A 14808-nucleotide genomic window follows, 5' to 3' on the forward strand; every position below is an offset into this window, starting at 1 on the left:
AGCTCGCGGAACTCGGATTTCCTCCGGTCTCAGCGCAGCGGGGCTTCGGCGTACGGGGTCAGGACGACGGGGCCCATCAGGCCGGTTCGCTGATCGGGCGCGCGGTAGGTGGCGCCCCCGGTGGCGTGCACCGCGTTGTAGAGGGTGGTCGCGACGGTGACGGTGATGGTGTTGGAGCCGGGGCGCAGCCGTCCGCCAAGGTCGATGCGGCTGATGTCGCTCTGGTCGATGCCGTTGACGGCTTGGCCGTTGACCTCGACGCGCACGGTGTCGGCCGCCTTGCCGAGATCCAGGTAGGCGCCGTTGCGCCCGGTCCAGCCGGCGGGCAGCACGACGGTGGTCGTATAGGCGCCGATGCCGGAGGCATGGCCGAGGCCGGTGATCTCGTTCCAGGGCGGTAGGGCACCGTCCTGCCCGGCGGTCAGCTCGGTCGCGGGCAGTGTGGTCTTGGTCGTCTTGTCCTGGCCGGCTCCCGGTGTCCAGGACTCGGCGGAAAGCCGCCACGACGTCAGCGTCTGCCGGGACGCGACGCTCTTGATGACGGTGGAGGCCGTGCGGCCGTTGTCGAGGGCGGCGGTGTAGGTACCGGCGCCGGTGGCACGCGCCAGAAGCGAGCCGTCACCGCTGTACCGGACGTCCGTCGTCGCGCTGACGGCGTGCCGGGTGCCCGGCTCGGCGCCGTCTCCCTTGCCGCTCACCGCGAAGACGGTGACGCCGTACGGGCCCAGCTTCGCAGGGACCCTGACCGAGTCCCGGTCCTTGGAGTAGGCGGCGATCGGCTCGACGGCGCCCTTCCAGGTGTCGAGCCGGTAGGGGCGTCCGCTGCCGTTGAGGGAGATCGTGGTGTCGACTCGAGCGGCGGACCGGTTGTAGACGAAGTAGTAGTCGGTGCCGTCCGCGCTCCGGTGCACCGTCTCGAGCGCGCCCGGAGCCGAGGCGGCCTTGGCGTCGGGCCGCAGGCCGGCCTCGTCCAGCGCGGCCGGCAGCTCGGCTTCGCTCGTGAGGCGCCGGACGCTCGGCTGGCGCAGCAACCGCGCGGTCAGAGCCTTGACCCGTGCGTCCTGGCCGACGGAGGCCGCGCCGGGCACGGCCGACGGGGTCGCGCCGATGACGAAGACGGGCAGGCCGCGGCGGGCGAGCGCGAGGACGCGCTCGGCGCCGTCGGTGGTGATAGTGGTCTGGTCGTTCAGCACGAGCCCCTTGTAGGCGGCCCCGTCGGGGAAGAGGCGGTGGCCCTTGTAGGCGGCGCCGGCGAGGGTGTCAGGCGTCAGGTACTCGTAGGTGTAGCCCGCGGCGGCGGTGGCCGAGTCGACGCCGAGCATGTGCTCCGGTGCCTCCTGCGGGCTGACGCTCTGCCCGGCGAGGCCGAGGTCCTGGTAGTAGACGGCCAGGTCGAGCCGCGGGCTGCCCTGCCGCAGGACGAGCTGGAGGCGGGACAGGTGGTCGTTGACGGACCGGTAGTCCTGCCATTGCGGGATGCGCGGCCCGAACAGCTCCCCCACGTTGAGGTAGCCGCGGATGTTCCACGGGTTGTAGCCGGGCCACGCGCCGCCCTCGCCGGGATTCGGCGAGGCGAGCCCGGCCGGTGCGTCCTTGTAGGCGAAGCCGTGCCAGACGACCTGGGTGACGCCACCGGCGAACGCCTTGTAGGCGGTGTCGAGGTTGCCGTTCCGGGCGTCGCCGTTGACCCACGGCTGGGCGGTCTCGATGTCCTGGTTCAGGTCGCGTCCGGCGACGGTGGACCGGTAGGCGCCGTTGAAGACGGCGCAGCACTCGGTCGAGACCCGCGTCGTGCCGGCGGTGTGGGCTCCGCCCGCGAGCACCTTGTAGTCCTGCTCGGCGCCGTAGGCGTTGGGGCTGCCGAAGTTGAGCGACTCGCCCTCGGGGACGCCCGTCACCTGGGCGGCCCTGCCGGTCTGGATGGGGTTGCCGTAGGGCTGGGCGCGGTAGTCGAGCCCGTGCGACTCGGCCCAGCGCTGCAGGCCGGTGACGTACCGGTCGATGTAGAGGTCGCTCCAGGTCTGGCGGTAGTCCTGCCGGTAGCGGGCCCCGCTGCCGTCGCCGAAGTCGAACCCCGGTGTCGCCGTTCCCTGGGCGCCGACGCCGGTGAGGGCCGGCAGCGCGTCGACGACGGAGTAGCCGCGGCGCTTGGTGAACTGGCTCGCGAAGTCCCACGTCCAGAGCTGGTTGGAGCCCATCTCCAGGGAGTCCTCGAAGATGGAGCCGCGCCCGTTCATGCGGTCGATGAGCCGCTGCGTCCCGGGAGTGAGGATCGCCGAATTCCAGAAGGAGGCGACCGCCTTCGCTCCGGTGCCGCTCAGGTGGTCGACGACGTAGTTCGGCGAGGTCGCGGACAACGCCGTCTTCGTCAGGCCGTCCGCCGTCTGGTAGAAGGCGAGCAGCGCCCAGGTGCCCGAGCCGGCGGGCGCGGTCCAGGTCAGCTCGCCGTTCTTCACCTGCCTGGTCAGGTCGGTGACCGTCGAGCGATCCAGCTTCCGTGAGGCGCCTTCGGGGAGGGGGCACCCGTCCTCAGCGCACTTGGCGGCGGCGACGGCGACCAGAGTCGTCTTCGCTCCGGCCGGCACGCCCGCCCCGGGAGCGGGCAGGTTCCCTGTGAAGGCCGCCCCTGCCTTCACGAACGCCGAGCCGTACACCAGTTGCTGGGCGGCCGCCGGATCGTTGACGTCCTTGACGGTGGGCACGGTCGGCGGGTAGTGGGGACCCATGTTCTGGTCCACCGTCAGGCCGTGCTTGTTCGCCTCGGCGAGGATGACCTGCAGCTTGTGCGTCCACAACGCGGTGCCCCAGCCATAGGTCTTCAGGAAGCCGGCCTCCTGGTTCCCGGCTCCCGGCACGCCGAACGGGGCCACCTCCACACCGCCCGCGCCGGAGTCCGCGATCTGCTCGACCTCCGCGCGCAGCTCGCCGTCGTCGGTGTCGGCGAGCGGCACCCACCACCGGTACTTGGGCCGGACGCTCGCGGGCGGATTCTGGAAACTGGCGGCTGTCAGGGCCGGTACGCGATCCGGTGCGCCGGCGGCGGTCCTCGGCGGGGACGACGGGGCCGCGGCGACGGCACCGGCCGTCAGGACGATGCTCATGCCGGCGGCCGCCGCTCCTGCGACCAGCACCTTCGCGGTGCCACGGCCAGGCAGGGACGCCCTCGGCCGGGTGGTGCGCGCGGTACGTCGGCGGAGCCCGCGCCGCCGGGGTGGGGGGACGGCCGTCACGTGCCACTCCTCATTAAAACGTTTTAATAGCCGGGTGTGCCGAACAGGTGTTCAGCAGGCTGGGAGGGGCCATGTCTAACATCCCCGGCGAAAGCCCGTCAACAGGTCCCGGCTCCGGAACCGGCGCGGTCCGGCGTCAGCCGCCGAGCGCGTCGGCGGGCTCGGTTCCGGCGCGCTGCGCGTCGCGGCGCGGCACGCGGCCCCGGGACTCGCGCGTCGCGATTCCCGCCGCCCGGACCAGCCGGCGGCCGAGGGCCAGGACCCGGTCGACGCGGACCGGCTCCCCGGATCCGGTGATGCTGAGCGCCAGCAGCGCCCGGCCGGTCGGGTCGAAGACCGGTGCGGCGATCGCCTTGAACACGATCTCGTCCGAATCCGCAAGCCCGTCGAAGAGCACGAGCATCTCGTCGGCCGCCTGGAGGACCTCGGTGAGGTTCTGCTCCGCGCCGTCATCGGTCGGTTCGGCGCGCAGCCGGCTCATGGCCTCGACCACCGCCGGCGCCGCGATCGCGGACGTGGCGACGCTGTAGCCGTGGGCGCGCACCTGGGCGAGGATGCGCCGGTAGAGGGCGTCGAGCGGCGGCGCGACGGCGGCGCGCTCCAGCCAGGCGGTGACGGCTCCGTCGTCCGCCCACGCCAGGAACGGCGCGCCCATCGGGGCGAGCAGCGGCGACCGGTCGCCGGGATAGCCGATGCCCGACATGGCCGGCTCCGGGCCACGCTGGGCGAGGATGACGATGTCGCGCCCGGCGACGGCCGTGACGCCGGTCTCGCATTCGAGTTCGGCGGCGAGCACTTCGGCCTGGGCGATGGCGGCGCCGATCGACGGGTGCCGCTCCAGTGCCGCGAAGCCCGTCGCCGCCAGCGCCGGCCCCAGCGCGTACGTGCGGTGGACGGGGTCCCGCAGGACGAACCCGCAGTCGCTCAGCACGGCCAGCGTGGCGTGGGCCGAGGCGATGTTCATCCCGAGGTGCTGGACGAGCTGGCTGATCGTGAAGCCCTGCAGGGGATGCGCGGTGAGGAAGGAGATGATCGTCGCCGCGCGGGTGGACGCAGGCGCAGGACGAGCCATGGAGCACAACCTACCGGATTCCGGGACGGTCTCCGGCTCTTGACTGCAAAGAACTTTTTGTTATAGCAATGCGAAGGATCGGTTCGATCAGCGGCCGCGACGCAGCACGCAAGCGCGTCGCCGCGCGCCGGCATGGAGCGGGAAGGGCCGAGAAGCAGTGGGACAACTGGACGGCAAGGTCGCCTTCATCACGGGTGCGGCACGCGGGCAGGGGCGCAGCCACGCGGTGCGCCTGGCCCGCGAGGGCGCGGACATCATCGGCGTCGACATCTGCGCGGACATCCCCGCCAACAGCTACGCGATGGGCAGCCCCGAGGAGCTGGCCGAAACGGAGGCGCTGGTCAAGGAGCAGGGCCGGCGCATGATCGGGAGCGTCGCCGACGTGCGCGACTTCCACGGGCTGCGCGCCGCGCTGGACGCCGGCGTGGCCGAACTGGGCCGGCTCGACATCGTCTGCGCCAACGCGGGCATCGCCCCGATGGCGTTCCGCGAGCTGACCATCGAAGAAGAGCTCGAACACTGGGACGCCGTCGTCGGGGTGAACCTGTCGGGGACGTTCAACACCCTCAAGGCGGCGATGCCGCACCTGGTCGAGGGCGGTCGCGGCGGTTCGGTCATCATCACCAGCTCCACCGCCGGGCTGCGCGGCTTCGGCGGCACGCAGGGCGGCGGGGTCGGCTACGCCGCGTCCAAGCACGGCGTGGTCGGGCTGATGCGCACCTTCGCCAACGCGCTGGCGCCGCACAGCATCAGGGTCAACACGGTGCACCCGACCGCCGTCCGGACGATGATGGCCGTCAATCCGGGCATGACCGAGTGGCTCGAGCAGAACCCCGAGGGCGGCGGGCCGCACCTGCAGAACCCGATGCCGATCGACATGCTGGAACCCGGCGACATCAGCGACGCCGTCGCGTTCCTCGCCTCCGACCAGGCCAAGTTCATCACCGGCGTGGCGATGCCGGTCGACGCCGGCTTCAACAACAAGCTCTGACGGGACGGGCGGCACGATGTCTGGACGCGTGGCGGGAAAGCGGGTACTGGTCACCGGGGCGGCGCGCGGCATGGGGCGCAGCCACGCGGTGCGGCTGGCCGAGGAAGGTGCCGACCTGGTCCTGGTCGACCTGTGCGAGTCGCCGCCCGGCCTGGAGTACGCGCTGTCCACCAAGGAGGACCTCGAAGAGACCGCCCGCCTGGTGCGCGACCAGGGCCGCCGCGCGGTGGCGAAGGTCGCCGACGTACGCGACGCCGAGGCGATGCGCAAGGCCGTCGCCGACGGGGCGGCCGAACTCGGCGGCCTGGACGCCTCGGTCGCCAACGCGGGCGTGCTCACCGCGGGCACCTGGGACACCACCACGCCCGAGCAGTGGCGCCTCGTGCTCGACACCAACCTCATCGGCTCGTGGAACACCTGCGTCGCCGCGATCCCGCACCTCATCGAGCACGGCGGCAGCCTGGTCAACATCAGCTCCGCCGCCGGCATCAAGGGAAGCCCGCTCACGACGCCCTACACCGCGTCCAAGCACGGCGTGGTCGGGATGAGCCAGGCGCTGGCGAACGAGCTGGCGGCGCAGAGCATCCGCGTCAACACCGTCCATCCCACCGGCGTGGCGACCGGCATGGCGCCGGCCTCGCTGCACGGCCTGCTCGCCGAGCAGCGCCCCGACCTCGCGCCCATCTACGCCAACGCGCTCCCGGTCCCGATGGTCGAGGCCCGGGACGTGAGCAACGCCGTCCTGTTCCTGGTCTCCGACGAGTCCCGGCACGTCACCGGCCTGGAGTTCAAGGTCGACGCCGGTGTCACCATCAGGTAGCCCGGGGGCCGCCCGGCCGCCGTCAGAGGTACGGCGGCCAGGTCGTACCGGGCGGTGCGTCCTCCAGGGCGGCGAGCGCCGCCGGTGACGCCGGGGCCTGGAGGAATCCGACGAGGCCGTCGAGCAGGTCCGCGACGTGCAGCGCGAAGGGCACGACCGGGTAGCCGTTCACCTGGGCCCGTTCACGGTCGGACGCGGCGTCCACGCCGAAGGACACGACCTGGCCGATGCGGTGCGGCCGCAGCGGCTCGGGGAGGTGCGGAAGCAGCGCCGCGACGCGCTCGCCGAACTCGTGCGTCGACGCCCGGAACTCCTCGGGCAGCCGCTCGAACACGTCCTGGCGGTTGTGATGCCGCAGCATGGTGACGAAGGCGAGGTACCGGCTGCCCTCCCGTTCGCCCTGCTCCAGGAGCGGAAGCACGTAACACTCGACCCACGTCCGCAGGTCGCGGGGGCGGTGCTGGGCGACGAGTATCCGGCGCCGCTCGTGGATGTCGGGCAGGCGATGCTCGCAGATCGCCTGGAGCAGGCGCTCCTTGCTCCCGAAGTGGTACTGGACGGCCGACTTGTTCCCGTTGCCGGCCTCGGCGCCGATCTGGCGGAGCGACACCCCCTCGATGCCGTGCTCCGCGAAGAGGCGTTCGGCGGCGCGGATGATCTCCGCTTTCGTGGACGACGTCGAGACCGGCATGGTCAGCGGCTCCGTTCGGCCCATATCGCGTCGGCGGTGCTCCCGAGCGCCTCGCCCTTGGCGAAACCGTAGTAGGCGGCGAACTGCAGCACGATCTCGTCCATCTCCTCCTTGGAGACGTCGCCGGAGTTCAGCGCGGCGCCGACGTGCGACCGCAGCGGCGTCGGCGAGTCGCAGACGGCGACGCTCGCCACGGTGATGATGCGGCGTTCGCGGCGGGTGAGCCCGGGCCGCTGCCAGACGTGCCCGAAGACGAAATTGAGGATCCCGGCATGGATGTACGGGGTCTCGGGCCTCGGCGCCTGGATCAGGTTGACGTCGACGAACTCCTCGGCGCCGCGCTTGATGCGCTCATCCCAGTCGCCGATGCCCAGGGTCTCGTTGCCGAGCACCGGCAGCGGACCGGGTTCCTCCCCGCGCTCCTGCAGGATGCGGGCCCACTGCCGGCGGATCACGCCTTCGATGTGCGAGGCCTTCGGCCAGCCGCAGTAGACGGCGAACTGCAGCACGAACTCGAGCATCGCCTCCAGTTCCATGTCCCCGCTGTTGAGGGCGGCGTAGACGTGCTCGTCGATCGGCTCGGGCGCGTCCGCCGCGCCGACGCAGGTCAGCGTCACCCAGCGGCGGTCCCGCCGGCTCAGCCCGGGTCGCCGCCACACCTCGCCGAACACGAAGTCCCGGGTCGCCGCCTCGAGCGGGGTGGCCGGTGCCGGCGCCTCCCGGGTCATGACCTCGCGATACGTCCTGTCGGCGAGTGCGTTGCCCATGCCACGTCCTCCGGTCGGCCTTGCAGAATCCGAACAGCTTAACTTTAAGTCGCAGGACTTCACTAGACAAGAGAATCACGTTCTGCATCGAACTTCGGCACTGAACAGTGCGGACTTAGGCCTGTGAACTGCACTGATGTATGCGACTGGATATTAAGTCGGTTGACTTCGGCTTCGCGGCATGGTTCGATGCCATCGTTGGTGGTAGCGAGGTTCTCAGAGCTGCAAACTCTCCTCTCCTCCGCCCGGCGGCGACACCCGCCGGACGGGACCGGAGCGCCGTTATGGACAAGGCGGGATCCGCACGATGACCACATCCCAGACCACCCCGGACGACGACCTCGGCGTCACCGGAGCACTCATCGACGGCACGTGGCTCGACCGCTCGTCCCTGGACGCGGCGGACCACGTCGACCCCGCGACCGCCCGGGTGAACGGCTCCGTCCTGCAGAGCGGGCCGCAGGAGGTGGACGCGGCGGTCGCGGCGGCCAAGGCCGCCGCTCCCGGGTGGCGGTCGATGTCGCCCGACAAGCGGCGGCGCATCCTGCAGCGGGTCGAGGAGCTGATGGAGGCCCGGGTCCCCGAGCTCGGCCGCCTCACCACCCTCGAGATCGGCGCCCCCGCCCTGATGTCGGCGGCGCTCGCGCATCTGGCCGCAGGCTGGTTCGGGTACTACGCCGGCTGGACGGACAAGATCGAGGGCGCGACGATCCCGCTCAGCCCCGTGCTCGACACGGGCTTCGACTACACCCTCCCCGAGCCGTACGGCGTCGTCGGCGTCATCGTGACGTGGAACGGGCCGATCACGTCGATCGGCATGAAGGTGGCGCCCGCGCTGGCCGCGGGCAACTGCGTGGTCGTCAAGACGTCCGAGCTCGCGCCGTACACGGTGGCCCGCTTCGCGGAGATCGCCCTGGAGGCGGGCCTTCCTCCCGGGGTCCTGCACGTCCTTCCCGGCGGCGCGGAGGCGGGCGACCGGCTGGTCCGCCATCCGGACGTCGGGAAGGTGTCGTTCACCGGCGGGATCCCGACCGCGAAGAAGATCCTGGACGCGGCCCGGCACACGTTGAAGCCGGTACTGCTGGAACTGGGCGGCAAGTCGGCGAACGTGGTGTTCCCCGACGCCGACCTCGACGAGGCGGTCGCCCTGACGGTGCGGTCGTGCTACATCCTCGCCGGTCAGGGCTGCAATCTCGCCACCCGGATGCTGGTGCACCGCGAGGTGTACGAGGAGGTGGTCGAGTCGACCCGCCGGCGCGTCGCGGACCTGCGCACCGGCGATCCGTTCGAGCCGGGCACGGCCGTCGGCCCCGTCATCGACCAGGCCGCTCGCGACCGCGTCCTCGGGGTGATCGACCGGGCGCGGAAGGACGCCCGGGTCGTGATCGGCGGCCACGCCGTCGACCGGTCGTCCCTGCCGGCGCGCGTGCGCGACGGCTACTTCATCGAGCCGACGGTCCTGGCCGATGCGGACCCGGCGAGCGAGGCCGCCAACCAGGAGATCTTCGGCCCGGTGCTGTCGGTCATCCCCTTCGGCAGCGAGGCGGAGGCGGTCGAACTGGCCAACTCGACCCCCTACGGCCTGGGCACCTACCTGCAGACCCGCGACGTGTCACGGGTGCACCGGATCGTGCCGCTCCTGCGGTCGGGCAGCGTGCAGGTCAACGGCGTCTCGGGTCAGCCGCCGGGTGCGCCGTTCGGAGGATACGGGCAGAGCGGCAACGGACGTGAGGGAGGCAGGGAAGGACTCTTCGAGTTCCTCCAGACCAAGAACGTCTACATCCGCGCGTGACATGCGGGCAACGCGTCCCCGTGCGCCGCCGCCGGGCGTGCCGTGGCACGCCGGGGCAGACCTGCGCCTCGTGTCCTCGGACGGTTCACTCCGTCTCCGGGGCAGGAGCGCCGTCGATCTTCTGAAGGTATTCCTCGACCAGTGCCATCGCTTCGTCATGGCCCATGGTGAGCCCCATGGCGTCCTCCATTGTGAGGGCTCGGGAGACCGTCGATATCAGAACGGTGAGAGCGAGCGGAGGAAGAGCCTCGGGGTCGATTCCGCGTGCTCTCAAATAATTGGCGAGCGCCTCTTTCTGGAGTTCGCGAGCTCGTTCGGCATAGCTGACGAGTTCGGCGCGCACCGCTTTGCGGTGGTTCGACAGCGCGATGAATTCGACGTTCAGCGCGGCTCCCCTGGGATGGCTGTTGTAGGCCCACAGGGAGTGCAGGAGCCGGCCGGACTCCAGTGCGCGCGTCTGGGCTTCCAGCTCCTGCTCGGAGCGTCGCCGGATCAGGGCGAGGAACAGGTCGTCCAGGGTCCGGAAGTAGTAGTGGATCAGTGCCGGCGTGACGTCGGCCTCCCGCGCCACGCGCCGGATCCCGACGGCGGCGTAGCCCTCCTCCAGCATCAGCCGCTCGGCGATGTCCAGCAGCAGGAATCGGGTTTTGGAATTCTCCGGCCCCATACGGCGAGGCGAACTCATGTCTCAGTCTCCTTGACGGTCCACGGCACGGGTGTTAAACAGTCGTTTAGCACAGGATGCGGCCCTTCGAACCATCGGCCTCCGAGCAGAACGGAGAAACTGCTTGATGGCACTGAACGCGCCTTCCCGCGTCAATCGACCGGCGGCGATGACCGGCGGCGTCCCGGCATGGGCGAAACGGTGAGCGGGCCTGCGGCCGCCGCCCGCTACGCGGGCGCACGGACGCCTCGGGTGGAGGATCCGCGGCTGCTGACCGGCCACGGGACGTTCGTGGACGACGTGGTGCGGCCGGGCATGCTGCACGCGCACTTCATCCGCAGCCCGCTGGCACGCGCCCGCGTCCTCGGCGTCGACGCCTCCGAGGCGCTGGCGCTGCGGGGCGTCCACGCCGTCTTCACGGCGGCCGACCTCAACCCGGACGTGCACGAGCCGTGGTACTCGCTGATGGGCCCCGACGTGCCGGACACGCCGCGCCCGCCGCTGGCCGAGGGCGAGGTGCGGTTCGTCGGCGATCCGGTGGCGCTGGTGGTCGCCGACGACCGCTACCTCGCCGAGGACGCCGCCGAACTGGTCGTCGTCGACTACGAGCCGCTGCCGCCGGTCGTCGACTACAAGACGGCGCACGAGTCCGCGGAGCGCGTGCACCCCGGCTATCCCGGCAACCTCGCCGGGGAGCTCGCCGGGCGCCCGGCGGACGACCTCGCGGAGCTCTTCGAGCGGGCGGCCCACGTGGCGAGGGAGACCATCTACCAGCAGACCTACGCCGCCGTGCCGATGGAGACGCGCGGCCTGATCGCGGAGTGGTCGGCCTCCAGCGGCGAGATGACGATCTGGGCGTCGACCCAGACACCGCACGAGACGCGGCTGTTCTGCGGCCGGCTGCTGGGCCTGGACGAGCACCGCATCCGGGTCGTGATGCGCGACACCGGCGGCGGCTTCGGGCAGAAGGCCGTGCCGCAGCGCGAGGACATGTGCGTGATGCTCGCCGCGCGCAAGGTGCCCGGGCCGCTGAAGTGGATCGAGGACCGGCAGGAGAACCTCATCGCGGCCGGGCAGGGCCGCCACGAGCACGGCGACGCCCGGATCGCGTTCGACCAGGACGGCCGGATCCTGGCCGCCGCGATCGACCATGTGCAGGACGCGGGCGCCTACCCGACGCCGTGGCCGGTGCAGACGACGATGGTCGTCGGGCTGCTCTTCCCCGGCCCCTACCGGGTACCCGACGCCACGTTCACCTGCAAGTCGGTGTTCTCCAACACCACCGGCCGCACCGCCTACCGCGGCCCCTGGCAGTTCGAGTCGCTGGCGCGCGAGATGCTCCTGGACATCGCGGCGCGGGAGATGGGGATCGACCCGGTGGAGCTGCGCCGCCGCAACCTGCTGCGCCGCGACGAGCTGCCGCTGACCAACCCCAACGGGATGCCCTACACCGAGGTCACGCCGCTGGAGACGTTCGAGCGCGCACTGGAGATCCTGGACTACGAGGCCTTCCGCGAACAGCAGGTGCGGGCCCGCGCCGAAGGCCGCTACCTCGGCGTCGGAACGTGCACCTACATCGAGCCGACCACCAGCGGCATGGGATTCCACGCCACCGAGGGCGCGACGATCCGGATCGAGCCGTCCGGCAAGGTCAACGTGTACGTGGCGGGCGGGTCGAGCGGCAACAGCATCGAGACCACCGTCGTCCAGCTCACCGCGGACGCCCTCGGCGTGGACATCGCCGACGTCAACACGATCCAGGGCGACACCGCCGTCACGCCGTTCGGCGGCGGCACCGGCGGAAGCCGGTCCGGCTCGATGACCGCCGGAGCCATCGCCGAGACCGCGTCGGTCCTGCGGGAGCGCATCACGGCGATCGCCGCGCACCGCCTGGAGGCGGCCATCGGGGACATCGAGCTGGCCGGCGGGCGGGCCTGCGTCCGCGGGACGCCCGACGCGGGGCTGTCCTACGCCGAGATCGCCTCCATCGCCTACTTCCAGCCGGAGCACCTGCCGTCCGGTGTGCCTCCCGGGCTGGAGGCCAGCGGCCGGTACCGGGCGCAGAGCATGGCGATCTGGGCCAACGCGACGCACGTGTGCACGTGCGAGGTCGACGTCGTCACGGGCGGGGTGAAGCTGCTGCGGTACATCGTCGCGGAGGACTGCGGACCGATGATCAACCCGAATGTGGTGGAGGGGCAGATCGCGGGCGGCACCGTCCAGGGGATCGGCGGCGCGCTCTACGAGCACTTCGCCTACGACGAGGACGGCAACCCCCTCACCACGACCTTCATGGACTACCTTCTGCCCACCAGCACCGAGGTGCCCACCCTAGAGTACGGACACGTCGAGTCCCCGGGGCCCGGAGCGGGCGGCTACAAGGGCGTCGGCGAAGGCGGCGCGATCGGCTCGCCGCCCGCGGTGGCGAACGCGGTCGCCGACGCGCTGGCGCCGCTCGGCGTGAAGATCACCCGGCTGCCGCTGTCCCCCGCGTCGATCGTGGAATCGGTCGACGCCGCCTCGTCGGGGGCCCGCTCATGAAGCCCGCGTCGTTCGAGTACCACGCCCCGTCGTCCCTCGACGAGGCGGTCGCCCTGCTCGCCGAGCTGGGCGAGGACGCCAAGGCCATCGCCGGCGGGCAGAGCCTCGCCCCCATGCTCATCCTGCGGCTGGCGGTCTTCGGCCATCTGGTCGACCTGCGGCGCGTGCCGGGCCTGCGCGGCATCGAGCGCCGCGACGGCTCCGTCCGGATCGGCGCGGGCACGACGCAGGCCGCGATCGGACGTTCCGCCGAGATCGCCCGGAGCGTCCCGCTGCTGGCCCGCGCCACTCCCCTGATCGGCCATTTCCAGATCCGCAGCCGCGGCACCATCGGAGGGTCGATCGCCCATGCCGACGCCGCCGCCGAGTACCCGGCGGTGGCGCTGGCCCTCGACGCCCGGCTGGAGGCGTTCTCGCCGCGGGGGCGGCGGACGATCCCCGCCGCCGGGTTCTTCACCGGGCTGTGGAGCACCGGCCTGGCGGAGGACGAGCTGCTCACCGGGGTCACCTTCCCCGCCCGGGGGCCCCGCAGCGGGTTCGCCGTCGAGGAGTTCGCCCGCCGGCGCGGGGACTTCGCCCTGGCGGGCGCCGCCGTCGCCGTCGAACTCGATGAGGACGCCCGGGTCCGGCGCTGCGGCATCGGCCTGTTCGGGCTCGGCCCGGCCGTGCAGCGGGCGCCGGCCGCGGAGGCCGCCGCGACCGGCGCCGAAGCCGCCGGGATCGACGCCGCCGAGGTCGGCCGCACCGCCGTGTCCCGGCTCGCGTCCATCCCGTCGGACCTGCACGGATCCGCCGCTTACCGCACGCGCGTCGGCGCGGCCATGGTCGCGCGGGCCTGGCAGAAGGCCGTCGAGGAGGCCAAGGGTGACTGACGTCGACATCGAGATGAAGGTCAACGGCGCCGTGCGGCGCGGGACGGTGCAGCCCCGGCTCACCCTCGCCGACTACCTCAGGGAGCACTGCCGGCTGACCGGCACGCACCTCGGGTGCGAGCACGGCGTCTGCGGCGCCTGCACGGTCCTCCTCGACGGGGAGGCCGTCCGCGCCTGCCTGGTGTTCGCCGTGCAGGCGGACGGCTCCGAGATCACGACCATCGAGGGGATCGCGTCCCCGGACGGGACGCTCTCGCCCGTCCAGGCCGCTTTCCGCGACCACCACGGCCTGCAGTGCGGCTTCTGCACTCCGGGGTTCGTCATCTCCGCCACCGCGTTCCTCAACGCCAACCCCGACCCCACCGACGAGCAGATCCGGGACGCCCTGTCCGGCAACCTGTGCCGCTGCACCGGCTACCAGGGCATCTTCAAGGCCGTCCGCGCGGCGGCCGGACCACCGGCGGCGGAGAAGGACCCGTCCGAGTAAAGCCGCCCAGACGCAACCGTCGAGAAGGAGAGACACCATGCCCGGAAGAGTCGAAGGCAAGGTCGCGTTCATCACCGGCGCCGCCCGCGGCCAGGGCCGCAGCCACGCCGTGCGCCTCGCGGAGGAGGGCGCCGACATCATCGCCGTCGACGTCTGCAAGCAGATCGACAGCGTGCCCACCCCCATGTCCACCCCCGAGGACCTGGAGGAGACGGTCGCGCAGGTCGAGAAGGCTGGCCGGCGGATCCACGCCGTCCAGGCCGACGTGCGCGACTACGCCGCGCTGAAGGCGGCGGTCGACGAGGGGGTGGGCCGGTTCGGCCGGCTGGACATCATCCTGGCCAACGCCGGCCTCGCCGCCGCGGGCGACGCGATCCAGAAGATGAGCGAGAAGCTGTGGCGGGACTCCATCGACGTCAACCTCACCGGCGTCTGGCAGACCGTCAAGGCCGCCGTCCCGCACGTCATCGAGGGCGGCCGCGGCGGTGCGATCGTGCTGACCAGCTCCGTCGGCGGGCTGAAGTCGCATCCGAACATCGGCAACTACATCGCGTCCAAGCACGGCGTGGTGGGGCTGATGCGCAGCATGGCGGTCGAGTTCGCGGAGCACGGCATCCGGGTCAACTCGGTGCACCCCACGCAGGTCAACAGCCCGATGCTGATGAACGACATGACCTACCGGATGTTCCGGCCCGACCTGGAGAACCCGACCGCCGAGGACATGGCGCCGATCTCGCAAATGATGAACACGCTGCCGGTCCCCTGGGTCGAGCCCGTGGACATCAGCAACGCGATCCTCTTCCTGGTCTCGGACGAGGGCCGCTACGTCACCGGCGTCCCCCTGCCGATCGACGCCGGCGCGATGCTCAAGTGAACACCCG

12 protein-coding genes are annotated in these 14808 nt (G+C 71.6%); 7 read left to right on the top strand and 5 right to left on the bottom strand.

Going from position 1 to position 14808, the window contains the following annotated elements:
• Positions 1-29: 29 nt before the first annotated feature.
• Together ACA514_RS21180 and ACA514_RS21185 are read right to left on the bottom strand one after the other, a co-directional pair.
• A complete protein-coding gene (locus ACA514_RS21180; protein ID WP_375042920.1) occupies positions 30-3101 on the bottom strand; it encodes a glycosyl hydrolase in 3072 nt (1023 codons plus the stop codon).
• A gap of 265 nt (positions 3102-3366) precedes the next feature.
• The gene (locus ACA514_RS21185) at positions 3367-4302 is read right to left on the bottom strand and encodes a helix-turn-helix domain-containing protein (protein ID WP_375042921.1); all 936 of its coding nucleotides are present in this window, start codon (positions 4300-4302) and stop codon (positions 3367-3369) included.
• A gap of 157 nt (positions 4303-4459) precedes the next feature.
• On the opposite strand from ACA514_RS21185, the gene ACA514_RS21190 reads away from it, so the two are divergent.
• The gene (locus ACA514_RS21190; RefSeq protein WP_375042922.1) at positions 4460-5293 is read left to right on the top strand and encodes a mycofactocin-coupled SDR family oxidoreductase; all 834 of its coding nucleotides are present in this window, start codon (positions 4460-4462) and stop codon (positions 5291-5293) included.
• A 28-nt stretch (positions 5294-5321) separates the two neighbouring features.
• On the top strand, positions 5322-6113 hold the full coding sequence (locus ACA514_RS21195) for a mycofactocin-coupled SDR family oxidoreductase (RefSeq protein WP_375042923.1): 792 nt from the start codon (positions 5322-5324) through the stop codon (positions 6111-6113).
• 22 nt (positions 6114-6135) lie between these two features.
• Here ACA514_RS21195 and ACA514_RS21200 read toward each other — a convergent pair whose 3' ends face one another.
• Together ACA514_RS21200 and ACA514_RS21205 are read right to left on the bottom strand one after the other, a co-directional pair.
• Positions 6136-6804 carry a TetR/AcrR family transcriptional regulator gene (locus ACA514_RS21200; protein ID WP_375042924.1) on the bottom strand — a complete coding sequence of 223 codons (669 nt, stop codon included), beginning with the start codon at positions 6802-6804 and terminating at the stop codon, positions 6136-6138.
• Positions 6805-6806: 2 nt separating this feature from the next.
• Positions 6807-7571: a carboxymuconolactone decarboxylase family protein gene (locus ACA514_RS21205; protein ID WP_375042925.1), complete on the bottom strand. Its 765-nt coding sequence runs from the start codon at positions 7569-7571 to the stop codon at positions 6807-6809.
• A gap of 307 nt (positions 7572-7878) precedes the next feature.
• On the opposite strand from ACA514_RS21205, the gene ACA514_RS21210 reads away from it, so the two are divergent.
• The gene (locus ACA514_RS21210; RefSeq protein WP_375042926.1) at positions 7879-9363 is read left to right on the top strand and encodes an aldehyde dehydrogenase family protein; all 1485 of its coding nucleotides are present in this window, start codon (positions 7879-7881) and stop codon (positions 9361-9363) included.
• 85 nt (positions 9364-9448) lie between these two features.
• On the opposite strand, the gene ACA514_RS21215 is transcribed toward ACA514_RS21210, so the two are convergent.
• The gene (locus ACA514_RS21215) at positions 9449-10048 is read right to left on the bottom strand and encodes a TetR/AcrR family transcriptional regulator (protein ID WP_375042927.1); all 600 of its coding nucleotides are present in this window, start codon (positions 10046-10048) and stop codon (positions 9449-9451) included.
• A gap of 168 nt (positions 10049-10216) precedes the next feature.
• Here ACA514_RS21215 and ACA514_RS21220 point away from each other — a divergent pair, with 168 nt between their 5' ends.
• Genes ACA514_RS21220 through ACA514_RS21235 form a run of 4 tightly spaced genes read left to right on the top strand, consistent with a single transcriptional unit; the run spans position 10217 to position 14801 of the window.
• Positions 10217-12568 (top strand): xanthine dehydrogenase family protein molybdopterin-binding subunit, encoded by a 2352-nt coding sequence (locus tag ACA514_RS21220; protein ID WP_375042928.1) that lies wholly within the window; start codon positions 10217-10219, stop codon positions 12566-12568.
• Entirely contained in the window at positions 12565-13440 is an 876-nt protein-coding gene (locus tag ACA514_RS21225) for an FAD binding domain-containing protein (RefSeq protein WP_375042929.1), read from the top strand. The genes ACA514_RS21220 and ACA514_RS21225 overlap by 4 nt, the downstream gene beginning before the upstream one ends.
• On the top strand, positions 13433-13927 hold the full coding sequence (locus ACA514_RS21230; RefSeq protein WP_375042930.1) for a (2Fe-2S)-binding protein: 495 nt from the start codon (positions 13433-13435) through the stop codon (positions 13925-13927). The genes ACA514_RS21225 and ACA514_RS21230 overlap by 8 nt, the downstream gene beginning before the upstream one ends.
• 37 nt (positions 13928-13964) lie before the next feature.
• On the top strand, positions 13965-14801 hold the full coding sequence (locus tag ACA514_RS21235; RefSeq protein WP_375042931.1) for a mycofactocin-coupled SDR family oxidoreductase: 837 nt from the start codon (positions 13965-13967) through the stop codon (positions 14799-14801).
• Positions 14802-14808: the final 7 nt, after the last annotated feature.

This window comes from Actinomadura sp. NTSP31, from assembly GCF_041951385.1.
In the GTDB taxonomy this organism is placed as follows: domain Bacteria; phylum Actinomycetota; class Actinomycetes; order Streptosporangiales; family Streptosporangiaceae; genus Spirillospora; species Spirillospora napierensis.